Consider the following 15,563-nt stretch of genomic DNA (forward strand, 5'->3'; position numbering starts at 1 on the left):
GGCTCTTCATGAGACAATGGATGCTGAAGTATGGGCTCTATGTTGCGTGGCTCATTTCCATCATTGCAACCGTAGGAAGTCTATACATGAGTGAAGTACTGTTGTATGAACCGTGTCGATTATGTTGGTTCCAGCGCATCTTGATGTACCCACTCGTAATTATTCTAGGGATTGCCGCTTATGAACATAATACACGTATTACCCGATATGCACTGCCGCTTGTCCTGATTGGCGGCTCCATCTCGACTTGGCATATTCTCGAACAGAAGATTCCTGGAGTTGCACAGCTGGCACCATGCAAAGTGGGTATTCCATGCAATTTTGACTATTTGAATTGGTTCGGATTTATTACGATTCCTATGCTGGCTTTAACAGCATTTGTTCTTATTGCCATCGTACTTATCATTATCGGACGCGGAGCGCGTGACCAAGAGGCCGATAATTAATATTCTAGCAAGTCCTTCCTACGGGTAACCGTATGGAAGGGCTTTTTATTTTTCTTGAGGCAAATAAGATGAATATGGTTGCCATTCCGCTCATATATCATACTTGGAAGGCTTCATGGACGGTAACACCTCGAAGAGAGAGATGACGAGAATCTATTTTTTTACAAACAAACGTCATATTTTTTCCACTCGCTCATAAGATGTTACTAGTCCAAATGCATGTACGAGTTAACGTCGCATTGCGCGCATTTCGCATAGTTGATTCCTAGCGGCGGCAAACACTGGCGACAACGGCAACAGCTCATACGTTGCAGTGAATAGTGATCAAGTTTTCTGGTAGATTCGTCTATCAGAGAAATTTTAGGAGGGGATATCAGTGGAAAAAGTGGACATTTTTAAGGACATTGCTGAGCGTACCGGCGGGGATATTTACCTCGGGGTCGTCGGTGCGGTCCGCACGGGAAAATCAACCTTTATCAAACGGTTTATGGAGACGGTTGTTTTACCCAACATAACAAGTGATGCAGACCGCGCTAGAGCGATTGATGAGTTACCTCAGAGTGCTGCGGGCAAAACGATTATGACGACTGAACCGAAATTCGTACCGAACAATGCGGTACAAATCCGGGTCGCTGAAGGCCTTGATGTGAATGTGCGTGTTGTGGATTGTGTGGGCTATGCGGTATCGGGTGCCAAAGGATATGAGGATGAGAATGGACCTCGCATGATCTCTACGCCTTGGTTCGAAGAACCGATTCCATTTCAAGAAGCAGCAGAGATTGGTACGCGCAAAGTCATCCAGGAGCATTCGACGTTAGGCGTTGTCGTAACGACAGATGGTACGATTGCTGAAATTCCTCGCAGCTCCTATGTTGAGTCCGAAGAGCGAGTCATCGCTGAATTGAAGGAAGTCGGCAAGCCGTTCGTCTTAATCATTAACTCCACGCGCCCTCGAAGTGATGAGGCATTGCAATTACGCACCGAACTCGCTACCAAATACGATATTCCTGTTATGACGCTCAGCGTCGCCACGATGGGTGAAGAAGATGTGATGGGCGTACTGCGCGAGGTACTCTACGAGTTCCCAGTGCATGAAGTGAACGTCAATCTTCCGAGCTGGGTGATGGTGCTGAATGATAACCACTGGCTCCGGAGCAACTACGAGAACTCTGTTCGCGATACGGTGAAGGACATTCGCCGGTTGCGTGATGTAGATCGCGTTGTGGCTCAATTTATGGAATATGATTTTATCGATCGTGCAGGACTGAGCGGAATGAATATGGGTCAAGGAGTTGCCGAGATTGACCTATATGCACCGGATGAACTGTATGATCAAATCTTGATGGAAGTCGTCGGCGTTGAAATTCGTGGGAAAGACCATCTCTTGCAGTTGATGCAGGAATTCAGCCATGCGAAGCGGGAATATGACCGTTTCTCCGAAGCGCTGGAAATGGTCAAGACGACGGGTTATGGAATCGCAGCGCCGACGCTTGCTGAGATGCAGCTCGATGAACCTGAGCTCATCCGTCAAGGTTCAAGATTCGGTGTACGCTTGAAGGCAACTGCACCGTCCATTCATATGATCCGTGTGGATGTTGAATCAGAATTCGCACCGATCATCGGTACCGAGAAACAGAGTGAGGAACTGGTACGTTACTTAATGCAAGACTTCGAGAACGATCCGATCAAGGTATGGGATTCAGATATGTTCGGTCGCTCTTTGCACTCCATCGTGCGCGAAGGCATTCAAGGCAAAATTGCGATGATGCCGGATAATGCCAGATATAAACTGCAGGAGACACTTGGACGAATCATCAACGAAGGCTCAGGCGGTTTGATCGCAATCATTTTATAGGACCATTTCATTCTATATTTAAGCAAAGAGGCGCTTACATAAGCGTCTTTTTGTCGTTTTCCGGGAAAATTAGCCAAAAACTTTCATAAAACCAATTTACAAGGTCGGAATTAAAGGTTATAGTATTGCTTAACGAATCTATGGGAAATGGTTCCTGTAGATTACTAGATTAAGAACTTGTTACGGGGGGAAATGAAAATGAAAGCAAAGCTTGGAACAGTAAGTAAAAAGTTGACGTTAATTTCCTTGATCTTGATGTTGTTTATCATCAGTGCATGCGGTGCAAAGGATACAGCAAGTGATGTCAAAGCAGATGCCGGCTCAGAGAAAACAGCAGATGCATCGAAGGATCTACCGCTTAAAGGAAAGAAAATCGCACTCGTGATGCAATTTAACATCGGTACATTCTCGCAGCAATATATCGAAGGCGTGAAGGAAGAAGTGAAGAAGTTCGGCGGTGAAGTGAGCGTATTCGCTGCAGATAGTGACTTGACGAAAATGGCTTCGAATCTGAATGTTGCGATTACACAGCAGTTCGACGGGATTCTAACGGATCACGGAACGGCTGAAGCGCTTCAGTCGGGCATTCAAAAAGCTGTAGATAGCAAGATCCCCGTGGTTGCTTTTGACGCGGATGTCAAAATTCCCGATGTCACTGTGCTTCAGCAAGGCGATCAGAAGATGGCAGAAATGACGCTTGAGCAAATGGGCAAAGATATCGGCGGTAAAGGTAATATCGTTAAAGTATGGGTTGCAGGTTTTGCTCCAATGGAACGCAGACAAGTCGCTTATCAAGATTTCCTGAGCAAAAATCCGGATATTAAAGAGGTTGCAACGTTCGGTGCAGCGTCCGCGAATACAGCGCTCGATACGCAAGCTCAAATGGAAGCGATATTGAAGCAATACCCGAACAAAGGTGACATTTCAGCGGTATGGACAGCTTGGGATGAATTCGCGAAAGGTGCATCACGTGCCATTCAACAAGCAGGCCGCGATGAGATTAAAGTATATGGTATCGACATGAGCGACGAGGATTTGCAGATGATTCAAGACAAAGCGAATCCATGGGTAGCATCCGCTGCAGTAGATCCGAAGGATATCGGCCGCGTCCAAGTTCGTTATCTCTATCAGAAACTGCATGGTGACACGACAGATGATACGGTAGTACTTGACCCTGTATTCGTTCACCGTGATGCGCTTCCTGCGGAGCAAGTATCGACGACTGATCTGTCCAAATATATTAAAGGTTGGGGCAGCAGTTCCCAAGGATTACAAGATTGGATGAAAGATTACGAGAAATAAGGAATAGTACATTGAACAACAGAGCGAAATGAGGTTCGAATGCAATGACTGCAAACCAAGAGACGTTACGTCTAACGCGCATCACGAAGTCGTTTGCGGGAATTCCGGCGCTCAGCGAAGTGGATTTCACCGTTCATTGCGGTGAAATTCACGCGCTTCTCGGCGCAAATGGAGCTGGCAAAAGTACATTGATGAAAATATTGTCCGGTGCCTACACCCTAGATTCCGGATCGATCACGATTGGTTCACAAGAGATTCAGATGCAGTCGCCATCGGATGCGAAACGACAAGGCATTCATTGTGTATACCAAGAGGTAGATACCGCGCTTGTGCCGCAGATAACCGTTGCCGAGAATATCCTACTAGACCGACTTTCCAACAGGGAAGGCGGTTTATGGCATTCTTGGGGACAAATCTATCAGGAAGCAGAAGCAGCGTTAGCCAAATTAGGCGCATCGATCGATGTTCGTCAAAAAGTAGAAGGACTGAGTCTTTCCGAGAAACAAATGATCTTAGTCGCGAGAACGTTGGTGGAGAAAGCGAAGTTTATTATTTTCGATGAACCAACGGCACCGCTCAGCCATGAAGAGACGAATAATCTATTCCGTGTCATGAAGCAAATGAAAGAGGAAGGGATTGGTTGTATCTTTATTTCTCATCGATTGCCGGAAGTATTCGAGCATTGTGATCGCGTGACGGTTATGCGCGATGGCAAGCATGTGTATACGGAATCCACGTCGAGATCTTCCATTGATGAGGTGATCGGGCAAATGCTCGGCAAATCCTTCGATGAAGAGTTTCCGAAGCGGACGGTACCTATCGGTGAGGTCTTGCTCAAGACTTCTCAATTGACTTCGGGAAACAAGGTCAAGCAGGTCAATCTTGAGGTTCGTGAAGGAGAAATCGTGGGCGTGGTCGGACTTGTCGGCGCAGGAAAGACGGAGCTGTCGAATGTGTTATTCGGCTCATTGCGAAGTGACAGCGGACACGTACAGTTACGAGGGACTTCACTTAGGCTGAAAGATCCTACAGATGCGATAGATGCAGGGATCGTGCTCGTGCCTGAGGAGCGTCGCAAGCATGGGATTATGGTTGAAGACTCCGTACAGCACAATCTAAGCTTGCCGCTGCTCAAGCAGCTTAGCCGATTCGGCTTCGTTCGCAGCGCGATGGAACAGGTACATGCGGGTCGCCTCATTGAGCGTCTGGGTGTGAAGACTTCTTCCATGAAGCAGCAAGTGAAGTTTCTAAGCGGCGGTAATCAGCAGAAGGTTGCGATTGGGAAATGGGTAGAGACCAAAGCGGATGTATTTCTCTTCGACGAGCCGACGAAAGGTGTCGATATTGGGGCAAAGAGCGACATTTTCCGATTGATTGGGGATCTTGCTGAGCAAGGCAAAGGCATTCTTTATTTCACTTGTGAATTTGCTGAAGCCATCGGTATTGCGGATCGGATTTTTGTGATGTGTGAAGGCAGAATTGTGAAGGAATTCCGTCAAGAAGAGGCAACACAAGAGAAACTATTGTATTACGCAAGCGCAGGTCGGGAGGAACAGGCATGAAGAACAATGTGCTGCAATTATTATTTCGGTATGGATCATTATTTGTCATTTTTGGTGTTATACTCTTTTTCTCATTAACACTTCCACACTTTTTCAGTTATGCGAATTTGGCTGATATTCTACGTTCGATTTCAATCGTAACCTTCGTAGCGATCGGGGTAACCCTTTCGCTAATTGTGGATGGATTTGATTTGTCAGTAGGATCGACCGTTTCGATCTCGACCGTCGTTGCGGCATCCTTGATGGTATGGTACGAGCAACCACTCTATATCGTCATTTTGGTTCCGCTGTTGATCGGGGCCGTCATTGGTTGTGTCAATGCTTTCTTTATCGTGAAAATCCGCATTCCAGACTTACTCGCGACGCTTGCGGTCATGTATATCGTATCTGGATTGCATAAGACATACACGTCCGGCTACTCCATTTATAACAACATGCAGTTCCAAGATGGTACGAAAGCGCCGGGTAAATTCAGTGAATCGTTCTTATGGCTAGGACAAGGCGAATGGCTTGGGATTCCGATTCCCGTCATCTTGCTTATTATCGCCGTAGCCGTTGTTCATATTTTCTTGACGTACACGCGCTTCGGCAGACAAATGTATGTCACTGGTGGGAATGAAGAGGCTGCACGGTTGTCTGGGATTAAAGTCAAAAAAGTACGTACGCTTGCTTATATCGCTTCCGGGATGTTCGCAGCATTTGGAGGTGTCCTGTTCGCAGCACGGATTGGATCGGGGCAGATCGATGCGGGTGCGCCACTCCTGATGGAAGCTGTTGCAGCGGTATTCGTCGGATTCTCCGTAATGGGCGCGGGGAAACCAAATGTGATCGGGACATTTTTCGGCGCTGTCTTGATTGGGGTACTTGTGAACGGATTAACGATGATGAATGTGCAGTATTTTATGCATGATATTATTAAAGGTATCGTCCTTATCCTCGCTCTTGCAGTCACGTTCTATTACCTGCATCGGACCAGATCAGGGAAGAATTAAGCAAAGTTTTGGGTTTTTCAATCGTATTATGCGCTAAAACGGCCGTGGGCACTTGAAATTCTGGGCACAGTGTATTACTATAAGTTTGTTCCTGCCTGCACGAAGGTGCCGGGCCGTTTTGAGAAAGACGAATATCCAAGCAATATGTATAATTTTTAGCGAAACGGTAAAGACAGTATGATATTGGAGCATAATCCTTCTGGGGAGGTGAAAAGAGCATGAACAAATCTGAATTGATTGCACAAGTAGCTGAGGCAACTGAGCTTTCGAAGAAAGATGTGACTAAAGCAGTAGATGCAGTATTTGATGCCATTTCTGCAGCACTTCAAAGCGGCGATAAAGTTCAACTCGTTGGCTTCGGTAACTTCGAAGTACGTGAACGTTCCGCTCGTAAGGGTCGCAATCCGCAAACGGGTCAAGAAATCGAAATTCCAGCTAGCAAAATCCCAGCGTTTAAACCGGGTAAAGCACTTAAAGACGGAATTAAATAAACGATTGTACATATTAGAGTGTTTTAGAATTAGTCCGTGACTGTTGTTCACGGCTTTTTCTTTTCTATTCGATGGATGAGGGAGAAGAACCGAAGATTCGAAGGGAGTGTCATGCAGGTGGAAGAGAAAAATAACAGCAACGCCGAGTATATTATCGTCAAGGCCAAATCCCAAGGCGTCCAAGTCATTGGCTTAACGCGTGGACAAGATACAAGATTCCATCACACCGAGAAGCTGGACAAAGGTGAAGTGCTTATCGCGCAGTTTACAGACCACACTTCAGCGATCAAAATTCGCGGCAGTGCAACGGTATTGACCAAATATGGTACGGTGGAAACAGACAGCTAGAAAATTTGCAGGCATAGCCTGCTTTTTTTGATTGTACAATGCAGTAGGGGTTATTCATGGACGAACAGGTCCATGCGAAAGGGGCGCTATTTATGCGTTTAATTAGACCGATCTTACTTGCATGTACAGGATCACTGATGGTTACACTAATGATTTCTTTGCTCGTACATGGGGATATGCAACCTCCTTCTGATCATAAGACGCTGCCGGTATTTTCCGAGGCAGCACCGATCGACATTCAATCGAATAATCTGGTAGATGTCCTTGCAGAGCTGCCTCTTCAAATGCATATTGGTCGTGTGGTCTGGAGCGGAACTACGCTTACCCTCGATCTAAATGTGGGGAATACACCGGATACGGCTCAAGACATCTATAAGCATATGCATCAGATTATTTTATTCAGTTTCACCCAAACAACGAATGTGAAGCAGCTCTTTCTACGATTTGTAACGCCGGATGACGGATCCACCTCGACGAAGCGTCTACTTCTTGCAGCAGATGCAAGCCGAGATGATTGGGATCGTGCGGACTTGGAGATGCTTCGTACATTAACGATCGGACTTTCTCCTGAAGTTGAAGAAAAGCTGCATTTACGATATACCGCATTATGGAATAAAAAATTCGGATCTAAGGATTAATTTCTGTCAAAAAAAGCGAATGAGATTCAGTGCGTGGGTAAATAACTTATGCTATAATAATTTAGATTGCTCGGTCTACAGAATTTTGTACTCGCAGTATGCTCGGAGGCATCTTAATGAAACGATATCGGATTCCAGAATTGGCCGAAAAGGCTATGAAACATGATATGATCAGCAGCAACATGGAGATGCCCGATTTCCCGGACGCTCGCATTCGTCTGTTGTTTGTTTACTTGGATAAAAACCCAACTATCAAGCGGAATAGCGAGCTATATGCACTCGCTTCTTCTTTGGTGCAGATGGGTCTTGACACCCATGACCTGATCGATACCGATGACGAGAAGAAATCGGAGCGAGAGATGCGAACGCGTCAAGTTAACGTACTAGCTGGAGACTTCTTCAGTAGTCGATTTTACCAGTTGCTCGCACAAGCGGGTGAAGTGAATATGGTGAGGCAGTTAAGTGATGCTGTGTGTGAGGTGAACCGGCAGAAGATGAATTTATACATGCGTGTGAAGCAATTGCTGCTCTCAACCGATGAATACTTATCACTTCTCGTTCAGCTCAAGATGTATTTGCTCACCGCTTTCCAGTCCGTCATGGATGAGGTGAATCAGAAGACTTGGCCGGATATGCTCCGTGCTTTCACACAATGTGAAATTGTTCGTGAAGAAATGAACAAGAATAACGAATTACGTTCGTTCAAAGGCTCATGGGCCTATTGGCATATCCTGCAAGAGGGAACAGAAGAAGACCAACTGTTGCTGCGGGATAACAAAGTAGAAGTTCGTCATATCCAGTCCTTATGGACGAAATATAATATACACAATTTATTATTAGACAAGCTTCGTCAGACCATTGCTGATATTCAGAACATGCTTCGCGAGCCCGTCTCAGAGAAGATTCATCGAGACCTTATGAGTATTGCAGAGCCATTCCTTCGAATAACGCATGAGCCTCTGACAGTCGTGAAGGAAGGTTGAGGAAATGATGGATACGAATTCATCCAAAACAAAGGAACAATTCGTTCACGCCGTCTTCGAGAATATTGCACCGAAGTACGATATGATGAACGATGTCCTGAGTTTTAGGCGCCATAAGGCGTGGCGTAAATTTACGATGAAGAAGATGAATGTGAAACCTGGGGATACGGCGATTGATCTGTGCTGCGGTACCTGCGACTGGACCATTAGTATTGCAGAGGCTAGTCAGACAGGGAACATTGTCGGTCTTGATTTTAGTCAGAATATGTTGGATGTAGGTAAAGTGAAAGTGGATCGCGCAGGAAAAACCCGGCAAATTGATTTGGTACAAGGGAATGCGATGGAACTTCCTTTCGAAGATAATCAATTTGAGTATGCGACGATCGGCTTTGGCCTTCGCAACGTCCCGGATTTGAAACGGGTACTTAAGGAGATGCAGCGAGTTGTTAAGCCAGGAGGGATGATCGTATGTCTCGAATTATCCAAGCCGACCTGGCAGCCATTCAAAGGGATTTATTATTTCTACTTCCAAAAGGTTCTTCCACTCATTGGCAAATATCTTGTGAAGCGTTATGAGCAGTATAAATGGCTTCCAGATTCCTTAGTTGCTTTTCCAGGTCGATATGAACTAGCGGAAATATACCGCGAGATTGGACTGCATGATGTTCAAGCTTATCCACTGACCGGTGGTATTGCTGCGCTTCATATTGGGATGAAGGAGCGTAACAATGTTTAAGAAAATTGCTATATTTCTAGAAATGATCAAGTTCGAACATACATTATTTGCACTACCCTTTGCATTCATGGGCTCCATTCTTGGCTCGGTTGTCGTGCATCATCATTTACCTTCTTGGGCGCAGATTGGTTGGATTTTACTCGCTATGGTAGGGGCAAGAACGGCAGCGATGTCCTTGAATCGTCTGATTGATGCAGCGATTGATAAGAAGAACCCGCGTACGGAAGGTAGAGCTATTCCAGCGGGGTTGCTCAAAATCGGAGAGGTCGTATTATTTACCATCGTTTCATTCGGATTATTATTTTGGGCGGCAGCTGAACTCGAACCGCTTGCAATGCGCTTATTGCCAATTGCGGTCTTTTTTCTTGTGTTCTATTCTTATACGAAACGCTTTACTTGGCTATGCCATGTGGTACTTGGACTCACCATCGCACTCGCTCCCTTAGGCGGATGGGTGGCTGTTACGAATAGTGCTGATTGGTCGGCCATTGTATTCTATCTTACCGTCGCATTCTGGACAGCGGGCTTTGATATTATTTATGCGTGCCAGGACTATGAGTTTGATAAGTCGCAGGGTCTTCATTCTATACCTGTTCGCTTCGGGCTGAAAGGTGCACTATGGATCGCTCGCGGTTTTCATATTCTAACAGCGATTGGATTCATCTCGTTATACCTGATGACAGATTTGAGCTGGATGTACTTTGCCGGCATGATTATTGCCTATGCGATTCTTTTCTACGAACACAAATTGGTGAAGCCGCATGATTTAAGCAAAGTGAACACGGCTTTCTTCTCGATGAATGGAATCTTAAGCGTCGTCGTATTTGTGTTTACATTCCTTGATTTGGTGGTGTTCCACTAAGATGAACATCATGCCGCAATCGAAACGATGGGCTGTCGGAATCACGGGTGCTAGCGGCTCGATTTATGGAATTCGGTTGATCGAGGTCCTGCTTGCAGCGGGGTTTGAAGTGCATATCATCATCACGGATGCCGGATGGCGTGTGATCAAAGAAGAGCTCGGGTGGGAAGTTGTTAAGCGCCAAGATGTATTGAACCAGAAGTTCGGGCATTATGAAGGTCACTATATCTATCACCCGATACAAGACATCGGCGCGAGCATTGCAAGTGGATCCTTCCGCGCAGCCGGAATGTTTATTATGCCTTGTTCGATGGGGACGTTATCGTCCATCGCTCACGGAGCATCAGATAATCTGATGGGACGAGCTGCTGACGTGATGCTCAAGGAAGGGCGTCCGCTCATCATCGTTCCACGTGAGACACCACTGCACGCAATACACTTAGAAAATATGTTGAAATTGGCACGGCTGGGCGTTCGAATCGTACCGGCTATGCCAGCATTCTATTATGGGCCTCAGACCTTGGACGACATAGTGAACTTCCTTGTTGGTAAGGTGCTCGATCAGGTCCATATCGATCATGAATTGTACATCAGATGGGGGGATTCGGATGAGCAGCAAGTCAAGCAGTCCGATTCGCATCGGAGAGATTAATTATACGAATGTCTGGCCGGTGTTTTATCATTTTTGTCCAGAGCAACTAAGAATTAACGTGGAGACGACGCATCAAGTCCCAGCACAGCTCAATCAAGCAATGCTCGAAGGAAGAATCGATTTGGGCCCGATCTCGTCGTTTGCCTATGGCGCATCTTGGGAGAAATATGTTCTTTTCCCTGATTTATCAGTAAGCGCATTTGGTCCTGTTCGATCGATTCTATTGTTCTTGAAGAAACCGCTTGAAGAGGTGCTGCATGGTACGATCGCACTAACGAATACCTCAGCAACATCGGTAAATTTACTCAAGATTATTATCGAGAAATTCTATGGCGGTTCACCCACTTATCTCGTGATGGATCCGTCGCTCCCTGAGATGATGGAACAAGCGGATGCGGCCCTCCTCATTGGAGATCATGCGATTCGAGCAGATTGGCAGCATACCGATTATGAAGTGATGGATCTGGGTGAACGTTGGAATGCTTTTACTGGCGAGTGGATGACTTTTGCGGTCTGGGCTGTGTCTCGTCAAGTGACGGAGAACTATCCAGAAGAGATGCGTTCGATTCTGCGAGCATTCCATGACAGCAGAGAGCGAATTAAGCAAGATGTTGAGCCGATCGTACGTAAAGCTACCATTGAAATTGGAGGTACACCAACTTACTGGCGTCGATATTTTGGAGGATTATGCCATGATTTTGGACAATCGCAGCAAAATGGGTTAGAATTGTATTTCCGATATTGCAAGGAACTCGGGCTTATCGATAAGGAAGTTGAAATCTGCATTTGGTCAGATAATACGGTCACACAGGTGAAAGAATGAAACTAATGGAACTCTATACGACGATGAAGAAAGACGTGCAATTCATCGAGAATCAGCTTGAGTCGGAGATTCGCTGTGACCATGAGTTGCTGAGCGAAGCGTCATTGCATTTATTTAAGGCAGGGGGGAAACGGCTTCGCCCTGTCTTCGTACTGCTGTCTGGCAAGTTCGGGACCTATGATCTGGAGCAGCTGAAGTATGTTGCTGTTCCACTCGAGATGATTCATATGGCTACGCTCGTTCATGATGATGTGATTGACGATGCGAATACAAGACGGGGACAGCTCACGGTCAAATCCAAATGGGATAATAAAATTGCCATGTACACGGGGGACTACCTCTATGCCAAGGCATTGACCATTGTCACCCAATTACATAATCCAAAGGTTCACCAGATCTTGTCGAAGGCCATTGTCCAGATGTGTATCGGTGAATTGGAGCAGTTAAGAGATTTCTTTAATACGAATCAATCGATACGTAACTATTTGCTCAGAATACGGCGTAAGACAGCCTTGTTGATCGCAATAAGCTGTGAGCTAGGAGCAGTAGCTTCGGGCGCTTCTGAAAAAATTAGTGCAGCTTTATATCGATTCGGTTACAATGTAGGAATGGCTTTCCAAATCCGCGATGATTTGCTCGATTTGTGCGGGACGGAGAAGCAAATTGGCAAACCGCCTGGCAGTGATATGCGTCAAGGCAACATTACATTGCCAGTCTTGCTCGCGCTCCAAGAAGACAAGCTTCGGGAACCATTGCTGTCCGAGATCGCAGAGATTCAACGACAGGAAGGCAATTATGATGCGTCCACTGCGATTCGAATGATTCGTGGCAGTCAAGGTCTTGATCTGGCTGAGCAAATGGCGGATCGATATATCGCCAAGGCATTGCGTGCTTTGGAAGGATTGCCGAATAGCAAGGCGAAGAAGAATTTAACCGACATCGCTCACTTTGTTGCGAAGCGTTCCTACTAACATGAAGGTAGTGAACGATTGCATATATAGTTTTTTTTGACTAATTTGAGGGGTGAAAGTTGTGGAGAGAACATTTTTAATGGTTAAGCCAGATGGCGTACAACGCGGTCTCATTGGGGAAATCGTAAGTCGTTTTGAGAAGAAGGGGTTTCAACTTGTCGCGGCTAAATTAATGGTAATTCCGCGCGAGAAGGCCGAATTTCATTATGCAGAGCATGCGGCGAAACCGTTTTTTGGAGAACTCGTCGATTTTATTACGTCTGGCCCTGTTTTCGCCATGGTATGGGAAGCAGATCAAGTCATTCCATTAGCTCGTGCGGTGATTGGAAAGACGAATACATTGGATGCGCTTCCAGGGACGATTCGCGGAGATTTCGCTGTCCACACGGCTTTCAATTTAATCCACGGCTCCGATTCACCAGAGAGTGCAGAGCGTGAGATTAACAACTTCTTTGAACCTCATGAATTAGTCAGCTATGAGAGAGCAATTAAACCTTGGATCTAGTCCGAAAGGTGATGTTTGGATGGAGAACCTATTAGAGAGAGATGAAGACTATACTGTATTTATACGTAAGATTAAGGAGAAATCCGGTATTGATCTTGCGCAATATAAAGAGGCACAAATGAAGCGTCGTCTAACGACGCTTCGCCTTAAACATGGATACAACACGTTTGTCGCTTTTTATGATGCGATGATGAAAGACAAAGTGTTGTTCTATGAGTTTTTGGATCGGATGACGATCAATGTATCGGAATTTTGGCGAAACCCTAATCGGTGGGATGTTCTGCGAACGAATATTTTGCCGACATTATATAAAACTAACCCACGGTTGAAATTATGGAGCGCGGCGTGTTCCACGGGTGAAGAGCCTTACTCATTAGCGATGATCTTGGCCGAAGCGGGCTTGCTCCGGTCTAGTCAGATTCATGCCACGGATATTGATGATGGCGCTTTGCAGCGTGCGAAAGATGCGTTATATCAGGAACGGTCCCTAAAGGAAGTTCCGCCGAATTATGTAGAGCGTTATTTTACGAAGCAAGCCGATTATTATCATGTCAAACCTGAACTTATCCAATCCATTCAATTTAAAAAACAGAATTTACTCGAGGATACCTTCGATTCACAATATGATTTGATCATTTGCCGCAACGTCATGATTTATTTTACGGAAGAAGCGAAGTCGAAGCTGTATCACAAGTTCGCTAAAGCATTAAGACCAGGCGGCGTATTGTTCGTAGGAAGCACGGAGCAGATCTTCACACCAGCGCAATATTCGCTTGAATCCTCAGAGACATTCTTCTATCGAAAGAAATAATTCCACATGGATGTATAATACGCGGGATTCCTGCCAATACTATGGTCAAGTGCCAAATTTGGAGGGTTCGCAGAATGGACAAACGGAAAGTCATTGCTGCATATCGTCGTGGATTCCTTACGATTCAAGAATGTGCGCAAATATTAGGCGTTGAATCTGTGCAGATGAAAGGGATCATGAATGATCCGCAATTCGCGGATGTTCCGATTGCACTTAAGAAACATTCAGCTAACGGATAGCAAGGCCCTCATGGAAAATGAAATCGGATGATGAACACCTTCACTTACGCGAGTTTGCGTGGTGGAGGTGTTTTTGTATCGCTTGGTTGTCAAACGTATCCGCCTATACTATAATGAGTCAAGATATTAACGGATTTTAGCCAATTGCAGTTTTACAGTTTAAAGGGGGAAAGCAACGTGAGTTTACGTTATTTGACAGCTGGAGAAACCCACGGACCACAGCTTACAGCAATTATTGAAGGACTGCCTAGTAATTTGACGTTAGATTTCGAAGAATTGAATTTCCAATTGCATCGTCGTCAGAAAGGTTACGGCCGCGGACGCCGGATGCAAATAGAGAAAGATACAGCGAATATTGTAGGCGGTGTACGCCACGGGAAGACAACAGGAGCCCCTGTTGCGTTGGTTGTCGAGAATAACGACTGGAAACACTGGACGAAGATCATGAACATTGAGCCGATGGAAGGTACGGACGAAGAGAAGCGTCGTGTACATCGTCCACGCCCAGGGCACGCGGATTTGAACGGTGGCTTGAAATATAATTTGAAGGATCTGCGCAATGTGCTTGAACGATCAAGTGCTCGCGAGACGGCAGCACGTGTGGCTTGCGGTGCGATTGCTCGTCAGCTGTTAGCTGAGTTCGGCATTAAAGTAGGTGGGCAAGTGATCCGTATTGGGGAAATTGAAGCCCCTGCGAATGATTTGCCGCTCAATGAACTCATTCGACTTACAGAAGAGTCTTCCGTTCGCGTTGTCGATCAAGAGACAGAGAAGAAGATGGAAGCTTATATTGATCAGATTAAGGCGGAAGGCGACTCTATCGGCGGGATCGTGGAATGTATCATTGAAGGCGTACCCGTTGGACTTGGAAGCCACGTGCAATATGATCGTAAATTGGATGGACGCATTGCACAAGCGGTCATGTCTATCAACGCATTCAAGGGCTGTGAGATCGGAATTGGCTTTGAAGCTGGCAAGATTCGTGGTTCACAAGTCCATGATGAGATTCTTTATAACGAGGAACAAGGTTACCATCGTGCAACGAACCGTCTGGGTGGGTTTGAAGGCGGAATGACCAATGGCATGCCAATCGTCGTACGTGGTGTGATGAAGCCAATTCCAACGTTGTATAAGCCATTGGCTAGTGTGGATATTGATACGAAGGAACCGTTCACTGCACAAGTTGAACGTTCGGATAGCTGTGCTGTTCCTGCCGCAAGCGTCGTGATGGAGCATGTTGTTGCGTGGGAAGTGGCGAGAGCATTTTTAGAGAAATTTGGTGGCGATTCCATCGAAGAAATTCGTGCCAACTTGAACAATTACTTAGCACAGTTGGAGAGTTACTAA

The 15,563-nt window shown here is 45.9% G+C and carries 18 protein-coding genes; all 18 read left to right on the top strand.

All coding sequences use genetic code 11. The features are described from left to right. The first annotated feature begins 8 nt into the window (after positions 1 to 8). Positions 9 to 446, top strand: coding sequence for a disulfide oxidoreductase (locus C558_RS0105815; protein WP_018755304.1), 438 nt, complete (start codon positions 9 to 11; stop codon positions 444 to 446). 376 nt (positions 447 to 822) lie between these two features. Then, positions 823 to 2,301 carry a stage IV sporulation protein A gene (spoIVA, locus tag C558_RS0105820; RefSeq protein WP_018755305.1) on the top strand — a complete coding sequence of 493 codons (1,479 nt, stop codon included), beginning with the start codon at positions 823 to 825 and terminating at the stop codon, positions 2,299 to 2,301. A 198-nt stretch (positions 2,302 to 2,499) separates the two neighbouring features. Next, entirely contained in the window at positions 2,500 to 3,603 is a 1,104-nt protein-coding gene (locus C558_RS0105825; protein ID WP_018755306.1) for a sugar ABC transporter substrate-binding protein, read from the top strand. Positions 3,604 to 3,647: 44 nt separating this feature from the next. Continuing rightward, positions 3,648 to 5,165, top strand: coding sequence for a sugar ABC transporter ATP-binding protein (locus C558_RS0105830; protein ID WP_018755307.1), 1,518 nt, complete (start codon positions 3,648 to 3,650; stop codon positions 5,163 to 5,165). Further along, positions 5,162 to 6,157 (top strand): ABC transporter permease, encoded by a 996-nt coding sequence (locus C558_RS0105835; RefSeq protein WP_018755308.1) that lies wholly within the window; start codon positions 5,162 to 5,164, stop codon positions 6,155 to 6,157. Before C558_RS0105830 ends, C558_RS0105835 begins: the two co-directional genes overlap by 4 nt. 218 nt (positions 6,158 to 6,375) lie before the next feature. Next, positions 6,376 to 6,648 (top strand): HU family DNA-binding protein, encoded by a 273-nt coding sequence (locus tag C558_RS0105840; protein WP_018755309.1) that lies wholly within the window; start codon positions 6,376 to 6,378, stop codon positions 6,646 to 6,648. 111 nt (positions 6,649 to 6,759) lie between these two features. After that, on the top strand, positions 6,760 to 6,996 hold the full coding sequence (gene mtrB / locus C558_RS0105845; RefSeq protein WP_018755310.1) for a trp RNA-binding attenuation protein MtrB: 237 nt from the start codon (positions 6,760 to 6,762) through the stop codon (positions 6,994 to 6,996). 56 nt (positions 6,997 to 7,052) lie between these two features. Continuing rightward, positions 7,053 to 7,634, top strand: coding sequence for a hypothetical protein (locus tag C558_RS0105850; protein WP_018755311.1), 582 nt, complete (start codon positions 7,053 to 7,055; stop codon positions 7,632 to 7,634). Positions 7,635 to 7,750: 116 nt separating this feature from the next. Further along, positions 7,751 to 8,617 (top strand): heptaprenyl diphosphate synthase component 1, encoded by an 867-nt coding sequence (locus C558_RS0105855; RefSeq protein WP_018755312.1) that lies wholly within the window; start codon positions 7,751 to 7,753, stop codon positions 8,615 to 8,617. A gap of 4 nt (positions 8,618 to 8,621) precedes the next feature. Next, positions 8,622 to 9,353 (top strand): demethylmenaquinone methyltransferase, encoded by a 732-nt coding sequence (locus C558_RS0105860; protein WP_018755313.1) that lies wholly within the window; start codon positions 8,622 to 8,624, stop codon positions 9,351 to 9,353. Continuing rightward, complete coding sequence (locus tag C558_RS0105865; RefSeq protein WP_018755314.1) at positions 9,346 to 10,215, top strand: UbiA-like polyprenyltransferase; 870 nt, start codon at positions 9,346 to 9,348, stop codon at positions 10,213 to 10,215. Before C558_RS0105860 ends, C558_RS0105865 begins: the two co-directional genes overlap by 8 nt. A gap of 1 nt (position 10,216) precedes the next feature. Next, positions 10,217 to 10,867 (top strand): UbiX family flavin prenyltransferase, encoded by a 651-nt coding sequence (locus tag C558_RS0105870; RefSeq protein WP_018755315.1) that lies wholly within the window; start codon positions 10,217 to 10,219, stop codon positions 10,865 to 10,867. Then, on the top strand, positions 10,824 to 11,690 hold the full coding sequence (locus C558_RS0105875) for a menaquinone biosynthesis protein (protein WP_018755316.1): 867 nt from the start codon (positions 10,824 to 10,826) through the stop codon (positions 11,688 to 11,690). Before C558_RS0105870 ends, C558_RS0105875 begins: the two co-directional genes overlap by 44 nt. After that, positions 11,687 to 12,661: a polyprenyl synthetase family protein gene (locus C558_RS0105880; RefSeq protein WP_018755317.1), complete on the top strand. Its 975-nt coding sequence runs from the start codon at positions 11,687 to 11,689 to the stop codon at positions 12,659 to 12,661. Before C558_RS0105875 ends, C558_RS0105880 begins: the two co-directional genes overlap by 4 nt. Positions 12,662 to 12,722: 61 nt before the next feature. Next, the gene (gene ndk / locus C558_RS0105885) at positions 12,723 to 13,166 is read left to right on the top strand and encodes a nucleoside-diphosphate kinase (RefSeq protein WP_026263749.1); all 444 of its coding nucleotides are present in this window, start codon (positions 12,723 to 12,725) and stop codon (positions 13,164 to 13,166) included. A 19-nt stretch (positions 13,167 to 13,185) separates the two neighbouring features. Beyond that, complete coding sequence (locus tag C558_RS0105890) at positions 13,186 to 13,977, top strand: CheR family methyltransferase (protein WP_018755319.1); 792 nt, start codon at positions 13,186 to 13,188, stop codon at positions 13,975 to 13,977. Between the two features lie 74 nt (positions 13,978 to 14,051). Next, a complete protein-coding gene (locus C558_RS34200) occupies positions 14,052 to 14,216 on the top strand; it encodes a hypothetical protein (RefSeq protein WP_018755320.1) in 165 nt (54 codons plus the stop codon). 177 nt (positions 14,217 to 14,393) lie between these two features. Next, positions 14,394 to 15,563 (top strand): chorismate synthase, encoded by a 1,170-nt coding sequence (gene aroC, locus C558_RS0105900; RefSeq protein ID WP_018755321.1) that lies wholly within the window; start codon positions 14,394 to 14,396, stop codon positions 15,561 to 15,563.

The organism is Paenibacillus terrigena DSM 21567 (assembly GCF_000374845.1).
Lineage (GTDB): Bacteria > Bacillota > Bacilli > Paenibacillales > Paenibacillaceae > Paenibacillus_K > Paenibacillus_K terrigena.